Source organism: Blautia sp. AM29-29, assembly GCF_003480555.1.
Classification (GTDB): domain Bacteria; phylum Bacillota; class Clostridia; order Lachnospirales; family Lachnospiraceae; genus Fusicatenibacter; species Fusicatenibacter saccharivorans.
In genome coordinates this window covers 1-18209 of sequence record NZ_QUJD01000002.1, presented here as the reverse complement: position 1 = coordinate 18209, position 18209 = coordinate 1, and the positions used below count along the sequence as shown (strand labels likewise).

Below are 18209 nucleotides of genomic sequence, written 5' to 3'. Positions count from 1 at the left end.
AATACATGGCACGAAAAGCTGATGTTAAAGGCGGTAATGGTGATGTGGTATTCGATACTGAAACCGGAACTGCGAGAAAATACCTTCGAAATACGTCTACCGTTGAAAAAGTCGCACGCTTCAAACGAGAACTTGCTGTATTTCAGGAATTATGCAAGAATCCAATTCCCAATGTTGTTGAGGTGACGGATGTTTATATTAACGAGGATAAAATTGCTGAATCTTATGTTGAAATGAAAAAATATGACGGTTCGGTATACGATATACTCGAAGTTACCAAAGGGAATGTTAAATTAGCATTTGAACTGCTTTTGCCGGTCATCAAAGCACTCTATACACTTTCAACCGGAAATCCGCCCTTGTATCACAGAGATATAAAGCCGGATAATATCTTGTTTTTGAAAAAAGGTGATGAATACACACTGTATCTTACAGATTTTGGAACGTGTTTTCTTAACGATGGGAGCGAACGACTGACACCGGAAACTATGGCAGTTGGTCCCAGGATGTATATTGCCCCAGAATACGAAACAGGTCGTGTAGAGGAAGTAACTGAAAAAGGAGATATATTTTCTTTGGGTAAAGTTCTTTGGTGTATGATCAATGGTGAGCCGGAGGACTTTATGCCTTCAAACTTCTGGTTTGTTGATGAATATGATTTGACCAAGCGTTTTCCCGGAAATGCTGATATGATTGTTGCTAATACAATTATTGCATCATGTTTGAATATTGCTCCTGATGAGCGCTGCGCATATTCAAGTTTGATTGGACAGATTGAGAACTTCATTGCAGAGGGCAATATGACGCCAGGGGAAGAAGAACAGTATCGAGTACGAGTATATCAAGAGAAACGGAATTTAGAACTCTTGGAGATAAAAGAAAAGAATCGGCTAATTGTAAATTCCTTTAGTCAGTATTATATAAAGGCGTTAGAAGAATTACTGAATACATACCCTGATTTTGAGCTGATTCAAAAACTCTACGATGAATACCGTAAAAATTCAAAGGATGGCATTGATTATACATCCGTAAATGTTGAAAACAATGCCAGCCATTATCTCTATAGCGGAACTTATGACCGAATCTATTTTTCAATTAATTATGAACCCGCTCGTGGAACTGATAGGTATTGCAGCATCACGATAAAATACACAATAGATAGTTGGAAGACGATACGGTTCTATTATTCCGAAGATGGTACGATTTTAAGTGACCATAACGGCGTAGTAAAGCTGATGTGCGTAGAATCATTGTATAATATTTTGAACTCCATAATCATGGAATACATTTCATAAAACAGAATGGCATACAGAAGGGAGGTGCGCTATGCTGAATGATTTTACATGGAATATGACCGGATACATACCAAAATACCAAGTCAATCCGCACGGTGACGGCATCATTCCCTATGTGGCAGAGCGCATCTTCCAACTGGAACCGGAGCCGCCATCAGTGGGCAATCTGAACGAATATATCCTGTCTGCTTTGCATGAAAAGAATTTGCTACATTTTTCGTTCTTTCTACATCACTACGAGCCGCAGCTTAATAAGCGCATCAAGAGCTTTCTTGGTGTGGATGGCGGCGATTTGTACGATACAGACCGTTTTCTGGATATAAAACTGTCCTGCCGGGAGCAAATGCTCCAAAAGCTGATGGACTATACTCCTGCCAAGGGTGCGGAGTATGCTACATACATCTATCCGTTCATCTGGGATTCTATGCTCCGTTTCCGCATGGGCGAAGAAAAATGGTCGGTATCCTCTCTGACCAATTACAAAATGGTGCGATCAATGGCGTGGCTGTACCATAACACCAAAGATGCGGTCAACCAGTTTTCCAAGAAGTATAACTGCGACCTTGCTCTTGCGGAAGAATATCTGAAAGTTGTCCGTGGAATCCGCAACCAGCAGCCGTTCTATATAACGGACGAGGACGGCGAGGAAACAGGCGAGGATATAGCCCTTGACGATAGCTGGAACTATACCGACATCCTCTGGAACGGCATACAAGCAGAAAAGGTACAGCGGGCATTTGAGAAGCTGAATTACCGGGAACAGACCTTGCTCGAAAAACGGTTAGCAATCTGTATGATCTGCGGGCGAGTTGGCTCATGGAAGAACCGCCCCACTTTTGAAGAATTGGCGATTATGTTTGAGGGCAGCACAGCCAGCGGTGCAGAGCGAGCCTACCGGAAAGCGGTGGACAAACTGACAGAACTGCTGGTTGCCGAAGGTGCGCTCCATGCTGTCCGACTGAAACAGAAATCCAAAACCAAGCGCAAAAAGAAAATCGCCGCCGCAATCTACGAATACCAAGCAGACTGCGACGGCGAATGGGGCGAGATTTCATTTGATTTTGAGAACGGTACAGCAGAAATAGTCCGGCTTGCCGATTGGGATACAATTAAAACGAACTGGTTTGCCAATGAGGCGATCCGGTATACTTTATCATTGTCGCCTGATGCTCTTACAAAATATATGCTCGTCCCCCTTGAGCCGCCACTTATATCTTGAATCCTTACAACCACTGTAAGTGGTATTTGCTGTGTTCCCATGCTATCATTTTATTACAAATGATAGGAGGTATTCACATGAAACCCATTTTGAATATTGAAAATTTAACAAAAATCTATGGCAATGTGCCAAGTCAAACAAAGGCACTGAATGGGATCACCTTCCAGGTGATGCCGGGAGAGTTTCTCGGCATTATGGGAAGCAGCGGTTCCGGTAAATCCACACTGCTCAATTGTATTGCGACTGTGATTCAACCCACAGGTGGAAGCATTCAGGTGGAAGGCGATACTCTGCAATCCCTCAAGGGAAAGGCTCTTGCAGAGTACCGTGGCAAAAAAGTTGGTTATCTATTCCAGAACTTTGAATTGCTGGACAACCTGACTGGCAGGGAAAACATCCTGCTCCCGACTTCCTTGCATGGGGTATCCGAAGCAGAAAGCAGCCAGCGGCTGAAGCAGTTGGCTGACTATCTGGAAATCACTGATGTTCTGGATAAGTTTCCGTCCAAGATGTCCGGCGGCCAGCGTCAGCGTGTTGCGGCAGCAAGGGCTCTGATCTTACATCCCCAAATGATCCTTGCCGATGAACCGACGGGTGCGCTGGATTCTAAGAACGCAAGAAGTCTTATGGAGAAGCTGTCCGGCCTGAATCGTGACGAACAAGCTACGATCCTGATGGTAACCCATGATTCCAATGCCGCCAGCTTTTGCAAGCGCATTCTGTTCATCCAGGACGGCGTGATCTTTCATGAGCTTCGGCGTGGAGACGAAAGCCAGCAGGAGTTCTACGGGCGCATCCTGAAGGTGATGGCGCAACTGGGAGGGGGCAGCGCAAATGTTCTCTAATCTCATTCTTCGGAACAGCCACCGCAGCCGAAAGGAAAACGGTCTGTTTTTCAGCTCCCTGGTGATTTCTATTGTTGCCTTTTACATGATTCTTTCCATCTCCACTCAAGATGTGATGCTCTTTTTGCAGAAAATGGAGAGTGACGCAGTTGACAAACTCCTGCTTCTGATTCCTGCGTTTTATGGGATGACCCTCGGTATTCTGTTCTTTTTGATCTATTTTGCCTGCAAGTATCAGTTCGAGCGCAGACGGCATGAGTTTGGTGTTTATCTAATGTTGGGGATGCGTAGAAGTAAACTGTTTGGTATGCTTCTGGCGGAAGATTTCCTGACCAGTATTCTTGCCATGCTCATAGGCTTACCTGTGGCTGTGGTGCTTTCAGAAATTGTCAGTCTTGTCACCGCCAAGCTGGTAGGCATGGGGATCATCGGTCATCAGTTTTCTTTATCCTGGTCTGCAATTGAATGGACGCTGGCAGGATTTCTGGCAATTAAGCTGACGGCACTTCTGATTTTGAGTGGACGAATCAGCCGCCAGGAGATCGGTACTTTGCTATCCCAGCCAACGAACCGCCCCAAAAAGCAAATGCCATCTGTTATCTATGGACTGGCTGCTATATGCGGAAGTGTGATGTTGGCAGTGGCTTACTACATGGCGATTCAGGGAATTGCATGGACAAAGGTAAGTATGATGGGACTGACTTTGCTGTTGGGCATAGTTGGTACGATGCTGCTTTTCTATGGGATGCGTGCGCTGATTGCTTTGATTGTTAAGAAAGGAAAAGGAAATAAGCAGCTTCATGTATTTACCTTCCGGCAGATTCAGGAGAATGTTATTCATCAGTCAACCTCCATGGCCATCAGCTCCCTGCTGATTCTGGCGGCGCTGTGTTGTTTTGGTGCGGGCGTAGGAATTGCAGGAACGAATAGCCTGTCTTCTGGCCATGTAATCGACTATACTTTTGAAGATCATACTGCAGAAGATTCATCGCAGGTTCTTCCGAATATAAAGGCAGCCCTGAAAGAAAACGGTTTGGAAAATCAATTTTCAGAGCTTTTTGAAATGAGGGTTGGGCGTATTCGCACCACAGAAGATTATGATAATGCCTACAGCATGGACGCTGTTATGGACTCTCTTCGGAGCCTGCCCCAGTCGGAAGACCGGGATGTCCTTCTGAACAATCTTGGTTATGCCACATACCCATATTTGATTTGTTTATCGGACTATAATCGTTTGTTGGAATTGTCCGGCAAACCGGCTCTCCAATTAGGCGAAAAGGAGGCCGCTGTCTATATTGATACAGAGTTTACTACGGTAAGTCGTACCGCAATGCTGAACCAAGTATTGGCCGGACAGCCCAAGGTGGAACTGGATGGTAGTCCGATTCATCTTACAGGAGAGGTTCAGTCTGTGAATTTGGTCACGGACCGTTCTATAACCTTGTCCTTTGCATTGATTCTTCCGGATGAAGCATTCCTATATTATAGCCAGGGAATGTATGATACCTATGTCAATGCGGTGCTCAGTGAGCAGGCTCTGGATGGAAATAGCCTTATGACTGCATATTTGGATTTGAACGAGAAGCTGGACGAAACTGGCATTGAATATGAAAGCTATCTTCAGAATATAGGTCGTCAGCTTTTCTACACCATAGCATCCAGTTATATTACCCTCTATCTTGCGATTGTTTTCCTGGTAGTTGCCAACACCATCGTGGGTGTTCAGTTCCTGATGAGTCAGCAGAAAACCGGGCGCAGATACCAGACCCTGATCCGCCTGGGAGCTACTTACGAAACCCTTTGCCAGTCTGCTGGAAAGCAAATTACCTGGTTTATGGGACTTCCTGTATTGGTTGCGGCTGTCAGCAGTCTGTTTGGAGTCAGGGCGTTATTTACAGGGATACTCTCGTCCCGAACCCGTGGGACAGTGTCTGAAATGCTGCTTGTATCTGCTGCTATGATTTTACTACTTTGCGTGATAGAATATATTTATATGAGAGTGGTCAAGCGCTCCAGTGATCGGTATTTGCTGACACTGATGCAGCCGCAGAGAGAAGAATAATTTGGAAGGAGGTGCTGTCGTGAAAAGAATTGCTGTTGTGGAAGATGAAGTCTATATGCGGGAAGAACTCTGCAATATGCTCCAAAAGGACGGGTATCTTGCGGAGGCAATCACCGAGTTTGAAGATGCCGCTCGGCTCCTGGCAGCCCTCCGTCCTGACCTTGTGATCTTAGACCTGAATTTGCCGGAGATCAGTGGCTTTCAAATCTGCCAGGAACTAAAGAATAAAACCGCTATCCCCGTCCTGGTACTAACTTCCAGAGATCAGGTAAAGGATGAACTGCAAGCGTTCCACTTGGGTGCCGATGAATATTTGACGAAGCCGTGCAGAAAAGACCGGCTTCTTGCCAGGGTATCCAATATTCTCAAAAGGTATGAAGGCCGTACCAATCTCATAGAGGGACCAGATTTCCTGTTAGACCAGCAGACCTACACGCTTTATATTCATAATACCTCTGTCGTGCTTCCAAAAAATCAGGGAAAACTGTTGGTTGCTCTTTTGTCCGGCGGCGATGCTCTGGTCACGACGGAGCAACTTTGCATAGCACTATGGGGAACCACGGAATACATAGACGAAAATGCCTTGCAGGTTAATCTGACCAGGCTGAAAAAGACGATGTCCGGTCTTGAGATGAAGCAGCGAATCGTTGCGGTTCGTGGGATGGGCTATCGTCTGGAAACGGGGGTGGCTCCATGAAGCAGCTTTGGCGCATAACAGAGCGATACTACCCCTGGCTATTGTTGCTGTTGGGCGTGGATTGCTTTTGTGCTATCATTCTTTGGATTTCTGACATTCAGGCATTTCAACCCTTGATTGGGTTAGTAGTTCTGACAAGCCTCCTTTTGTTTTCAGCGATTCTGTTTGTACTAAACAAGCGGGAGACTACCCGCCGAGAACTGTTCCGGGATTTCCTCAGTGATCCTACCATCTGCAACGAGGAACGGCTGCTCAGTGCCATCAGCCGGGAAGAAGGAGAATCTATCCGGCTTCTGGCATCAGTTTTACAGGAACACAAAACTGAGAGTAACAGTATGGCAGATGCCCTACAGGACTATGAAGAATATGTGGAGGGCTGGGCACATGAAGCGAAAACGCCCCTATCGTTGTTGACCATGCTCCTGGATAATCGGAGCGACGAAATATCTCCTCCCCTGCAAGCAAAGCTGGATTATGTCCGCAGTCAGCTTCAGGAGGATGTCACTCAAATGTTATACTATGCCCGGTTAAAGAGCAGTACAAAGGATTATCAGTTTGAGGATATCAATTTGAATCAGTGCTTGGGGGAAGTTCTGGAGGACTATGCCCCACTTCTGGAAGAAAAGCAGTTTGTAATTCTCAATAAACTGCAATCTGAAACAGTCTATACAGACCGTAGAGGGCTTCAGTTTATGTTGGGACAGATCGTGAGCAATGCCATAAAATATAGCAGCGATAGTCCCATGCTAACGATCTCTATGATACATTCGGAGACCGCAGATGTCCTTTCAGTTGAGGATAACGGCATCGGTGTAAAAAAATATGATCTGCCGTATATTTTTCAAAAGGGCTTTACCGGGGATTCTACTGACAGCAGAAAGAAAGCTACCGGTATAGGGCTTTACCTGGTTAAGAAGATGGCTGACGATCTAAACCTTCGTCTGGAAGCTGCTTCCCAGTGGGGAAAGGGCTTTAAGATAGTCATCTTCTTTCCAAAATTGAGATCCAACGGAGGAAAATAAATAAATAAACAGAAAAACGCCCGCAGGATTTTCTCCTGCGGGCAGCGTGTTGTCAGCTATCCAAAGGCTTGTATTCTGTTACAGTTTTCAGATAGGTTTCGGGATCGCCATTCAATATCAAGTCAGCATATGCTATCGGGTCATTGTAGATCAAATAATCCAACTCTGACCGCTGATACATATTGTCTGCAATCTCGTTCTCAACAGCGATAGTGTCAATCGCAATCATTCTGCCGTCCCTGAATTTCAGTTCCACACAGCAATTATCCATAGTGTAAGCACAAGATATTAAGGTTTTCATGGTATGTCTTCCATAATTCGAAATATAAAGCGAAAATCCCGTCTGACTTCCTGTTAGAAATCAGACGGGATTTGTCCGTATGCACCCCGGAAACCGTCAGCTAACAGTTGATAAGTAAATTAGTTCCTTATCACTGTTAAGCCAAGGTTTTCCGGGGTTTTACTATATCTAAACGGGCTGATATGGTTTGAACAAATTTGGCAAAACGAGAGCCGTTTTCACCCAATTTTTAGTGGTCCGCAAGTGGTTAACTGGCCAAAAAGAGGGCGAAAAGAGGGGTAAGTGGTTCCCAAAGTGGTTAACCGAGAGCCGATTTTTGGAGTGCTTTTCAGCCCTCCTTCCCCTCGTTTTTTGGCTGTGGCAGTTTGGCATAGTTTGAGCTAATTTGAATAATTGAATATGAATTTGATGTAGCACACAGTATAAATGCTGGGTGCTTTTTTCATTTCAGGAACTCGTATTCCGGCGATAGAAAGAGCCGTCACTTCACTGTTAATTTTGAAGTGGCGGCTTTTTCTATTTCCAGAAACAACAGCAACAATCAGAAATGAGGTGAAGTCATGAACACACAAATCATCGCCATCGCCAACCAGAAAGGCGGCGTTGGCAAAACAACAACCTGTGCGAACTTGGGAATAGGTCTGGCACAGGCCGGAAAGAAAGTGCTTCTGATCGACGGGGACCCGCAAGGAAGCCTGACAATCAGCTTGGGAAATCCGCAACCAGACAAGCTGCCATTTACACTGTCGGATGCAATGGGCAAAATTCTGATGGATCAGCCTATACGCCCCGGAGAAGGTATTCTGCATCATGCAGAAGGCGTTGACCTGATGCCTGCAGATATTCAGCTTTCCGGTATGGAGGTTTCTCTGGTAAACGCCATGAGCCGTGAAACGGTTTTACGGCAATATCTGGACACACTGAAGGGACAATATTCCCATATCCTGATTGACTGTCAGCCCTCGTTGGGGATGCTTACGGTCAATGCGCTGGCGGCTGCGAACAGGATCATAATTCCCGTTCAGGCAGAGTATCTGCCCGCCAAAGGACTGGAACAGCTTTTATCTACGGTCAGCAAGGTAAAACGGCAGATCAATCCAAAGCTCCAGATTGACGGTATCCTGCTGACGATGGTGGATAACCGCACCAACTTTGCCAAAGAGATTGCTGCTTTGCTGCGGGACACCTATGGAAGTAAAATCAAAGTCTTTGGAACGGAGATTCCACACTCTGTCCGTGCAAAGGAAATTAGCGCAGAGGGAAAAAGCATTTTCGCCCATGACCCTGGCGGTAAGGTGGCAGAGGGGTATCGAAATCTGACGAAGGAGGTGTTGAAACTTGAAAAGCAGCGCGAAAAAAGTAGAGCTGGCATCGGTAGATGATCTGTTTTCTACGGAGGAGAGCCGTGCCGATGCTCAGAGAGAAAAAGTAGTAGAAATCCCGCTGTCGGAACTGCACCCGTTCAAAGGGCATCCATTCAAAGTCAAGGATGACGAAGCAATGATGGAAACCGCAGACAGTATCAAGCAGTATGGTGTGCTGGTTCCTGCGATTGCCCGTCCTGACCCGGAGGGCGGTTATGAACTGGTGGCCGGACACAGACGGCACAGGGCAAGTGAACTGGCAGAAAAAGAGACCATGCCGGTAATTGTCCGTGATCTGGATGATGATGCAGCCACAATTATTATGGTTGACAGCAATCTGCAACGAGAAAGTCTCCTCCCCAGTGAAAGAGCATTTGCTTATAAAATGAAACTGGATGCTATGAAACATCAGGGAGAGCGAGTTGATTTAACTTGTTCCCAAGTTGGGAACAAGTTAGAGGGCAAGAAGTCCAGTGAGATTTTGGCAGAGCAAGTAGGTCAGAGTAAAAACCAGATTTTTCGCTATATCCGTCTGACAGAGCTGATTTCTGAATTGATGGATATGGTGGATGAAAAGAAGATTGCCCTGAACCCTGCCTATGAGCTGTCCTTTCTCAAAAAGGAGGAACAGGTAGACCTGTTGGACGCGATGGACAGCGAACAGGCTACCCCTTCTCTTTCTCAAGCCCAGCGGCTCAAAAAATACAGTCAGGAGGGGCATCTGACCCTCGATATGATGCGTGTCATCATGGGTGAGGAAAAGAAAAGCGATCTGGACCGAGTGACATTTACCTCTGACACCTTGCGGAAGTATTTTCCTAAAAGCTATACGCCCCAGCGGATGCAGGAAACCATCATCAAGCTGCTGGAGGCATGGCAGAAAAAGCGTCAGAGAGACCAGGAACGATGAAAGGAGCCGCCTATGATGGATATTTCAGCCCGTGAGCTGAAAGGACACAACATTCTCGCCGTGGAGAGGTTTTGGGATAACACACGCTGGATGATTGAGTTTTCCGTCCTGCGTCCCAGCACAGCTTACGGCAGCCCCGGAGAGAAAATGCGGCTGTTTTTGACCGAGGACGGGTATCAGGCCGCCCTGCAAAGCCAGCAGTGCCGGGAGATCAAGATCAAGCGTTATGCTCGTGTGATTGAGGGACATATCCTCGATTTCAAACCGGGAAAACGCCGCCGCTCATAAACCCATACAACGAAAGGAAAGGAATGACTATGTGTACGGTAAAGGAAATTCAAGAAGCAATCCGGGAAGATTGCAAATCTCAGCATGACATGGAATCAACGGATATTGACCGAGTGATGCAAACACTTCCTTTCGCCCAGGAGGAGCCATTTACAGAGGCGCGTCCTCGAAAGCCGCTGTTTTGGTTCTATGCAAGAAAATTTGAAAAGTGTTGAACACCGCAATTCTTTGGAATGAGGATTGTTGGTAGGGCTGTGTTGTGGAGGCTGTCTGAGGCTGGCGGTGTATCTTAAAAGCAAGAACGCCAAGAAATATCGACATGGTTTGGAATATAGTTCGGCCCGCTGGAGTGCATAATTTTAAGTGTAAATGACACATACATGGACGCACAGGAGGTTATGCACATGACTGATTATAGCAAAATTACAGCCCTTTACTCCCGCCTTTCCGTGGGCGACGAGGACAGGGACGGCGGCGAGAGCAACAGCATACAGAACCAAAAAATATTTTTGGAGAACTATGCCAGAGGGCAGCACCTAACCAATATCCGGCACTACATCGACGATGACGAAAGCGGCAGGTTTTTTGACCGTTCCGCCTACTCCCGCATGATGGACGATGTGGAAAACGGGAAAATCGGTGTCTGCATTATGAAAGACCTTACCCGCTGGGGGCGCGACTATCTCCAAGTCGGCAACGCCATGGAGATATTCAGACGGAACAACGTGCGCTTTATCGCGGTCAACAACGGCATAGACAGCGAGAAGCCCGACACATTGGAGTTTGCGCCCTTTATCAACATCATGTCGGAGTGGTACGCAAAGGACATCAGCAAGAAAGTGAAAACGGGCATTAAGACCAAAGGCATGAGTGGAAAGCCGATTGTCACCGAAGCCCCTTACGGCTATGTCAAAGACCCGGACAACAAGGATTTTTGGATAATCGACGAGGAAGCCGCCGAGGTTGTCCGTTTGATTTTCCGCCTGTTTCTGGACGGGAAAAACCGAAACCAAATCGCCGGATATCTGACACAGGAGCAAATCCCTACCCCCACTTTCTATATGAAAGACCGGGGGCGGGGAACCTGTAAAAATAAGACGCTCAACGAGGATAGCCGCTGCAAGTGGAACAAAGCCACCTTGACCAATATCCTCACGCGGCAGGAGTATTGCGGCGATGTGGTCAACTTCAAGACTACAAAGCATTTCCGGGATAAACATAACCACTATGTAGACCGGAGCCAGTGGCACATCACAGAAAATGTGCATGAGCCGATTATCAGCCGCAGCGATTTTGAAACCGTACAGCGGATTTTGGAAAACGCACCCATCAAACGCCCCAACGGGGATGGGGAAATCCACCCTCTGTCCGGCTTGCTTTTCTGTAAAGACTGCGGCGCAAAAATGCACATTCGCATAGATTACAGGAACGGCGGCAAGCGCCATGTTGCCTATTGCAGCGAGTACCACAAGGGAAAAGCAAAAAATCCCAAGTGCAGCTCCCCGCACATCATGGACGCGGACTTGCTTATGCAGACCGTCGCGGAAGTGCTGAAGAAAATCGAGGACTATTCTATCAGCAACCGGGCAGAGTTTGAAGCCTTAGTGAAAAAGAACCTTGCCATGCAGCAGACCGACCAGACCAAAAAGCAGCAGAAGCGTATCCCGCAAATCACGACGCGCCTTGAACAGATTGACAAGGTGCTGAACAAGCTCTACGAGGACAACGCCCTCGGCACGATCCCGCAAGATCGTTATGAGCAGATGTCGCAGAAGTATTCGGAAGAATACTATGTGTTGAAAGCGGAGCTTGCCACGCTCCAAGAGCAGCTGTCCGCTTATGAGAACGCGGGAGGACGGGCGCAGAAGTTTTTGAAGCTGACGGAACGCCATGCTGCCTTTACCGACCTTACACCCGCCATTCTCAACGAGTTTATCAGCAGGATTGAAGTGTATGAGCGCGACCAGAAAAGGGCGAGATACGCAATCCAGCACATCAGCATATATTTCAATTATATCGGCAAGTTTGAGAATGAAGTGACACAGCTTGCGGAACCGACCGAGCAGGAAATCCGGCAAATGCGGGAGGAAATCGAAGAAGCCAAAAAGGAAAAGAGCCGCGCATACCACCGGCAGTATTCAAGGGAGTACCGGGCGCGAAACCTTGAAAAGCAGCGGGAGTATGACCGTATCAAGGCGCGGGAATACCGGGCGAAGAAAAAGGCGCAGGCAGCCGCCGCACAGCCCACACAGTAAAACAGAATAACCGTCAACCAAGAGGGATTTTCCGAGTTACGGGAAATCCCTCTTTTGCACCCGGAGAAAGGAGCCGCCTATGGCAGAACAGACCCCCGACAATATCATCACGACCCAGAGGAACGGGCAGACCATTGTTGCGGAGTTATTTTTCAATCACAGCAGCACAGAAACATTCCGCGACAAGCTGCTCAAACTGGTGCTTGCCGACAGTACGCGTTTATCCGCGTCTGACGGTCAAGAGCCGGAAAAAACAGAAATCTTGCGATAACAGCCGCCCTGACGAACCATTCCCTGTCCGGGCGGTTTCTATTTGAAAATCCTCATTTTCCCCAAGTCAAGAGCCGGGAAAAACACCCGAAAAATGCCCCTATTGCGTAACAGGGGCGCAGAAAGGAGAGTTTATGAGAACAGGGCTTACGAAGCAGGAAAAGACCACCGATATTTGGTTTGACGAGAAAGACCCCCTTATCCATATCCGCACCCACAACACCGACTTAAAGAAGCGTCTTGCCGCCTATGCCGGACAGCACCCGGAACAGTGCCGCCAGACCGACGCAGACCTCGAAACGGGCTGCATGGAGTTTGAAATCCGCAAGGGGCGGTTCTCTTTCCGTCTGACCGCCCCATACAGCGAGGAACGGCGGGAAGCTGCGCGGAGATATGCCAGAGAGAACAACGCCGCTGACAGGTTAAAATGATGTAGATTTGTTCATAGCTTTATGCTATAATTTTCTTGAAGTAATCAAGTTACAAATTTGAATTTATGGAGGAATGATAGTGAGTTATATTACAATGGAAATATGGACTGGAATATGGATATTAGTGAGGTTCCTTCCAACGGCACTTATTATTTTCGCAGGCGTTATGATTATCGAACTGGGTATTGAATTTATCCAGAAGAAGAAAATTGAAGTTAAGATTTTAAATTGGTTATGTCAATTCTTATGGATTCTAATAGTTGTATCAATATTAAAAATTACAGGAATTATTGGTGGTAGTTTTGGAATATCCTCACCACTTGATAGTTATATTAGTTTTAAATTATTTGAGGATGGATTTAATGCGGCAACTATTTTGAATATATGTCTATTCGTTCCATATGGATTTTTGCCAGTATTTATTTTTAAAAATATCCACAAGCATTGGTGGAATGGCGTTATACTTGGAGCAGTATTTTCGATTGGCATAGAATTTTTGCAAACATTTATTGGAAGGTTTGCACAGTTAGATGATGTGATTATGAATACTTGTGGGACTCTCATTGGATTTTTGATGGGATGCTTGTTACTTCGCATAACCACAAGTAAAAAATAAATTCCAGTTTGTCGAGCAGACGTTCTCACCTAAACAACTGAATACATCAAACAAGAGCAGTTATTTTCAATTACGAAAACGGCTGCTCTTTTCGTTTGCCTATGATCAGAAAGGAGCGACCAACTATGACAAAACCGAGAGAGAAAACCCGCGAGGAATTGACCGCCGAGATTGAGGAAAGCAAGAAGAAAATCCGGCAGTATGAAAACCGGGAAAAGGTGCTGCGGCAAAAGCTGTCACAGGAAGAACGCCGGACACGCAGCCACCGCCTTATCGTCCGGGGCGCAGTCTTTGAAAGCATTGTGCCGGAAGCCAAGACCATGACTGACGAGGAAGCCGCCGCGCTTCTCCGGCTTGCCTTGACGAGTGAACCAGCGCGGGAGTTTTTGAGAAAACGAGCCGAGGAAACGACAAGCTAAATAATCCCTTGGCAACAAGGGCGCACTTATACACCCTTACGGGCGTGTGCGCTCTGCCGAGGGCTTATCTCCGCACAGGGATTTTACCCCGCGCTCCGATATGGCGGCTTTGCCGCAACAAGGGGCTGCACCCCTTGCGCCGCTTCGCGGCTATCCCTGCACACCCACAAAAACAGTACACCCGCCGTTGGCGTCTGTACCATTTTTTCGGGTTTTATTATCCTATCCGGGAGGTGATACCCATAGCCATTTACCATTGGAACATCGGCATTGTGAGCCGAGGAAAAGGCAAATCAGCCGTTGCCGCAGCCGCCTACCGAAGCGGCGAAAAGCTGACAAACGAATGGGACAGAATGACCCATGACTACACTCGCAAAGGCGGCGTTGTCCATACAGAAATCATGCTGCCGCCCCATGCCCCGCCCTCATTTTCTGACCGTTCAACATTATGGAACAGCGTGGAACTTTATGAGAAAGCCGGGAACGCCCAGCTTGCGCGTGAGATTGACGCGGCGCTCCCCATAGAATTGTCCAGAGAGGAACAGATCCGGCTTGTCCGGGAATACTGTTCCTCTCAATTTGTTTCCAGAGGAATGTGCGTTGATTATGCCATTCACGACACCGACAGCGGCAATCCCCATTGTCATATCATGCTGACTATGCGCCCCCTTGACGGGCGCGGCGCGTGGGCAGCGAAATCCAAAAAGGAATATGACCTTGACGAAAACGGCGAGCGTATCCGCTTGCCAAGCGGCAGATACAAAACCCACAAGGTTGACCTTACAGGCTGGAACGACAAGGACAACACCCTCTTGTGGCGCAAGGCGTGGGCTGACTATACCAACGACTTTTTGGAGAGGAACGGAAGCCCAGAGCGCATCGACCACCGCAGCAACGCCGAGCGCGGCATTGACGAGATACCCACCGTCCACATGGGCGTGGCGGCTTGCCAGATGGAGAAGAAAGGCATTGTAACCGAGAAAGGCGAGCTTAACCGGAATATCCAGAAAGCAAACCGCCTTATCCGGGAAATCCGGGCGCAGATCGGCAAGCTCAAAGAATGGCTTGCCGACCTGTTCAAAGCGCGGGAAACCGCCCCAGAACAGCCGCCGCAATCTCCCAACCTCACAAATCTGTTGATGAAGTATTTGAGCGTTCAGAGAGAAAAGAGCCGGAAGTATTCGCAGCGTTGGCAACAACAGCACACAGCCGATGAACTGAAAACCATAGCGGCGGCGGTCAATTATCTTTCCGAGCATGGTATCTCTAATCTTGACGAGCTGGACGCTTCTCTTTCCTCTGTCAGTGATAAAGCCTATTCAATCCGGGAGGGAATGAAAACCGCCGAGCAGCGCATGAAAGAACTGCAAAAGCTGATAGAGTACGGGAAGAATTACACCAAGTACAAACCCGTCCACGACCAACTGAAAAATCTGAAAAACGGTTGGACGAGCAAGCGCGATAAGTACGAGGAAGCCCACCGCGCCGAGCTGACACTATGGAACGCAGCAAGCCGCTATCTCCATGCAAATCTGCCGAAAGGAACAAAGACCTTGCCTATTGCGGAATGGGAACAGGAATATGCTGACCTCAAAACACAGAGGGACAGCGATTATACCAAACTGAAAGATACCCGCACCAATGTTTCAGAGCTTCAAAAAATCCGCAAATGCGTGGATATTGCACTCCGCGCCGACCAACCGGAGCAGACGCAGAGCCGCACCAAACGGCATGATATAGACCGCTGAAAGGAGTTGAACTTTTACGTATTACACCCAAGAACAGATAGACCGCGCCAAACAAGCCGACCTTGTTTCTTTCCTGCAATCACAGGGCGAGCAGCTTACCCGTGCCGGAAATGAATACCGCTGGAAGCGGCACGACAGCCTGACCGTCCGGGGAAACAAATGGTACAGGCACAGCCAGAGTAAGGGCGGTGCACCCATTGATTTTGTCATGGAGTTTTTCGGCAAGAGCTTCACCGAAGCCGTTGAACTGCTGACAGGCGAAAAAGGAGCCGCCCCGCCGCCGGACAGACCAAGCCCCGCGCCCCTATCCGACTTCCGACTGCCACCCCGCAGCACCGACAACCGCATAGCGAGGAACTACCTCACAGCAGCCCGCCGTATTGATGAAGATGTGACGGGCTTTTTCTTTTCCACCGGGGATATTTACGAGGAAGCCGCCCACCATAACGCCGTATTCGTCGGCAGAGATGAAAGCGGCATACCGCGATACGCCCATCAGCGCGGCATAGCCGGGAGTTTTCGGCTTGATGTGAAAGGCAGCGACAAAGCCTTTAACTTCTGCTACCGTGGCGAGGGCGAAAGGTTGTTTGTCTTTGAAGCCCCGATAGACCTCTTATCTTCCCTCTGCCTGTTCAAAAAGGACTGGCAGAAGCAAAGCTATCTGGCGTTGGGCGGCGTGGGAGAAAAAGCCCTGTTGCGCTTTCTCTCTGACCGTCCGAACATCAAGACCGTTTTTCTCTGCCTTGACAGCGACGAAGCCGGAAACGACGCTTGTAGCCGCCTTGCAGAGCTTGTGCCGGAGGGCTTGACCGTCCATCGGCTTATCCCTCTTTTCAAGGACTGGAACGAGGTATTGCAGCACCGGGCAGAAATCACAGACGGGAAATATCTGCGGGAAGCTGTCTATGGCTTGAAAGAGCCGCCGCAGGAAGAAACCGTTGAGATTATCTGCATGAGCGAGGTTGACACACAGACCGTTGAATGGCCATGGGAGCCGTATATCCCCTTTGAGAAAGTAACCATTGTGCAAGGCAATCCCGGCGAGGGCAAGACCACCTTTGCCCTACGCCTTGCCGCCGCCTGCACCACCGGGGGAACGCTGCCGGGAATGAAGCCCTTGCCGCCATTCCAAGTGATTTACCAGACCGCCGAGGACGGGCTGGGCGATACCGTCAAGCCCCGCTTGATAGAAGCCGAAGCCGACCTTGACCGGGTGCTTGTGATTGATGAAGCCAAGCGGGAGCTTACCCTGTCCGATGAGCGCATAGAAAAGGCAATCACGCAGAACGGGGCGCGGCTGATTATCCTTGACCCCATACAGGCGTACATGGGCGAAAAAACCGACATGAACCGGGCAAACGAAGTGCGCCCCATGTTCCGCCGCCTTGCCGATGTTGCCGAGCGTACCGGGTGCGCCGTTATCCTTATCGGACATCTCAACAAAGCTGCCGGAGGGCAGAGCGCATACCGGGGCTTAGGTTCTATCGACTTCCGCGCCGCAGCAAGGAGCGTCCTGCTGATCGGGCGCGTGAAGCGAGAACCGAATGTGCGCGTTATCGTCCATGACAAATCTTCCCTTGCGCCGGAGGGCAAGCCCGTTGCCTTTTGCCTTGACCCGGAAACGGGCTTTTCGTGGATAGGCGAATACGACATCACCGCTGATGAGCTGCTGTCCGGCGCGGCCGGCAACACCGCCACCAAGACCGAGCAAGCCGAAAGGCTGATACTTGACCTGCTTGCAGACGGGAAAGAGCTTGCCAGCGAGGACATTGTAAAAGCCGCAGCCGAAGCCGGAATATCCGAAAGGACGGTACAGAACGCCAAGCGCAACATGGGCGGCATTTTAGGCGCAAGGCGTGTCGGCGGTCAATGGTACAACTTCATCAAGAAGAAGCAGCCACCCGAACCCGCAAGCTGAAAGTGCAAAACGCAGACCCTTTGCACTTTGCACTTTCGCACTTTCACGATAATTTGCGTCAATAACTCAAAAAAGCACTTGACAAAACGCTTCATGGGGAACCCGTGAGGATATTGCACCTTACGTTGATCCTGTATTTCAGAACAATGTGATTCTGACGAAAACGGAGAGCCTGACCATGAACAGTCGCCCCAAGGACCCCAAGACTGCCAGAAACAAAAATGTACTGGTGATTGGCGGCTCCGGTTCCGGTAAGACCCGATTCTGGCTGAAACCCAACCTGATGCAGATGCACAGCTCCTATGTTGTGACGGACCCGAAAGGAACAATTCTGGTGGAGTGTGGAAAAATGCTCCAAAGGGGCGCACCCAAGCTGGAGAAGGACGGAAAGCCCATGAAGGATAAGCGCGGCAAGGTCATTTATGAGCCGTACCGAATCAAGGTCCTAAATACCATCAACTTCAAGAAGTCCATGCACTATAACCCCTTTGCATACGCGCGACACGAGGTCGCGTAATTAAACTGTTCGGCGCTGACCGAACCTGTTAT

General features: G+C 48.5%; 18 protein-coding genes and 1 pseudogene. 18 read left to right on the top strand and 1 reads right to left on the bottom strand.

Annotated elements, in window-relative coordinates; genetic code table 11:
* Positions 1-5 precede the first annotated feature (5 nt).
* The 6 genes from DW769_RS01770 (at position 6) to DW769_RS01745 (ending at position 7140) form a co-directional block, all read left to right on the top strand.
* Entirely contained in the window at positions 6-1295 is a 1290-nt protein-coding gene (locus DW769_RS01770; protein ID WP_117522846.1) for a protein kinase family protein, read from the top strand.
* 31 nt (positions 1296-1326) lie between these two features.
* The gene (locus DW769_RS01765; RefSeq protein ID WP_118749889.1) at positions 1327-2514 is read left to right on the top strand and encodes a hypothetical protein; all 1188 of its coding nucleotides are present in this window, start codon (positions 1327-1329) and stop codon (positions 2512-2514) included.
* Between the two features lie 77 nt (positions 2515-2591).
* Positions 2592-3359, top strand: coding sequence for an ABC transporter ATP-binding protein (locus DW769_RS01760; RefSeq protein ID WP_033121505.1), 768 nt, complete (start codon positions 2592-2594; stop codon positions 3357-3359).
* Positions 3349-5421 (top strand): ABC transporter permease, encoded by a 2073-nt coding sequence (locus DW769_RS01755; protein ID WP_055228677.1) that lies wholly within the window; start codon positions 3349-3351, stop codon positions 5419-5421. The genes DW769_RS01760 and DW769_RS01755 overlap by 11 nt, the downstream gene beginning before the upstream one ends.
* A gap of 19 nt (positions 5422-5440) precedes the next feature.
* A complete protein-coding gene (locus DW769_RS01750; protein ID WP_033121503.1) occupies positions 5441-6118 on the top strand; it encodes a response regulator transcription factor in 678 nt (225 codons plus the stop codon).
* On the top strand, positions 6115-7140 hold the full coding sequence (locus DW769_RS01745; RefSeq protein WP_118749888.1) for a sensor histidine kinase: 1026 nt from the start codon (positions 6115-6117) through the stop codon (positions 7138-7140). Before DW769_RS01750 ends, DW769_RS01745 begins: the two co-directional genes overlap by 4 nt.
* 52 nt (positions 7141-7192) lie before the next feature.
* Here the strand turns inward: DW769_RS01745 and DW769_RS01740 are convergent, their stop codons facing one another.
* Positions 7193-7441 carry a DUF6061 family protein gene (locus tag DW769_RS01740; RefSeq protein ID WP_085531192.1) on the bottom strand — a complete coding sequence of 83 codons (249 nt, stop codon included), beginning with the start codon at positions 7439-7441 and terminating at the stop codon, positions 7193-7195.
* A gap of 560 nt (positions 7442-8001) precedes the next feature.
* Here DW769_RS01740 and DW769_RS01730 point away from each other — a divergent pair.
* From DW769_RS01730 to DW769_RS01670, 12 genes and pseudogenes are all read left to right on the top strand, one after another.
* On the top strand, positions 8002-8823 hold the full coding sequence (locus DW769_RS01730; protein ID WP_118479759.1) for a ParA family protein: 822 nt from the start codon (positions 8002-8004) through the stop codon (positions 8821-8823).
* Complete coding sequence (locus tag DW769_RS01725) at positions 8780-9715, top strand: ParB/RepB/Spo0J family partition protein (RefSeq protein ID WP_118749887.1); 936 nt, start codon at positions 8780-8782, stop codon at positions 9713-9715. The genes DW769_RS01730 and DW769_RS01725 overlap by 44 nt, the downstream gene beginning before the upstream one ends.
* A 12-nt stretch (positions 9716-9727) precedes the next feature.
* Entirely contained in the window at positions 9728-10003 is a 276-nt protein-coding gene (locus DW769_RS01720; protein WP_118749886.1) for a DUF5720 family protein, read from the top strand.
* 23 nt (positions 10004-10026) lie between these two features.
* Positions 10027-10218: a hypothetical protein gene (locus tag DW769_RS01715; RefSeq protein ID WP_007886609.1), complete on the top strand. Its 192-nt coding sequence runs from the start codon at positions 10027-10029 to the stop codon at positions 10216-10218.
* Between the two features lie 189 nt (positions 10219-10407).
* Positions 10408-12258, top strand: a complete 1851-nt coding sequence (locus tag DW769_RS01705) for a recombinase family protein (RefSeq protein ID WP_330425645.1) — start codon at positions 10408-10410, stop codon at positions 12256-12258.
* A gap of 79 nt (positions 12259-12337) precedes the next feature.
* On the top strand, positions 12338-12529 hold the full coding sequence (locus DW769_RS01700) for a transposon-encoded TnpW family protein (RefSeq protein WP_112091126.1): 192 nt from the start codon (positions 12338-12340) through the stop codon (positions 12527-12529).
* A gap of 133 nt (positions 12530-12662) precedes the next feature.
* Positions 12663-12959: a hypothetical protein gene (locus tag DW769_RS01695; protein ID WP_118749884.1), complete on the top strand. Its 297-nt coding sequence runs from the start codon at positions 12663-12665 to the stop codon at positions 12957-12959.
* A 79-nt stretch (positions 12960-13038) separates the two neighbouring features.
* The gene (locus DW769_RS01690) at positions 13039-13575 is read left to right on the top strand and encodes a VanZ family protein (RefSeq protein WP_158579784.1); all 537 of its coding nucleotides are present in this window, start codon (positions 13039-13041) and stop codon (positions 13573-13575) included.
* A gap of 125 nt (positions 13576-13700) precedes the next feature.
* Positions 13701-13994, top strand: a complete 294-nt coding sequence (locus DW769_RS01685) for a DUF3847 domain-containing protein (protein ID WP_118749882.1) — start codon at positions 13701-13703, stop codon at positions 13992-13994.
* 134 nt (positions 13995-14128) lie between these two features.
* Positions 14129-15742 (top strand): MobQ family relaxase, encoded by a 1614-nt coding sequence (gene mobQ / locus DW769_RS01680; protein WP_330425644.1) that lies wholly within the window; start codon positions 14129-14131, stop codon positions 15740-15742.
* Positions 15743-15779: 37 nt separating this feature from the next.
* Complete coding sequence (locus DW769_RS01675) at positions 15780-17660, top strand: AAA family ATPase (protein ID WP_118749881.1); 1881 nt, start codon at positions 15780-15782, stop codon at positions 17658-17660.
* 85 nt (positions 17661-17745) lie between these two features.
* A pseudogene (locus DW769_RS01670) lies at positions 17746-18168 on the top strand (type IV secretory system conjugative DNA transfer family protein); the annotation flags it as partial.
* Positions 18169-18209 lie beyond the last annotated feature (41 nt).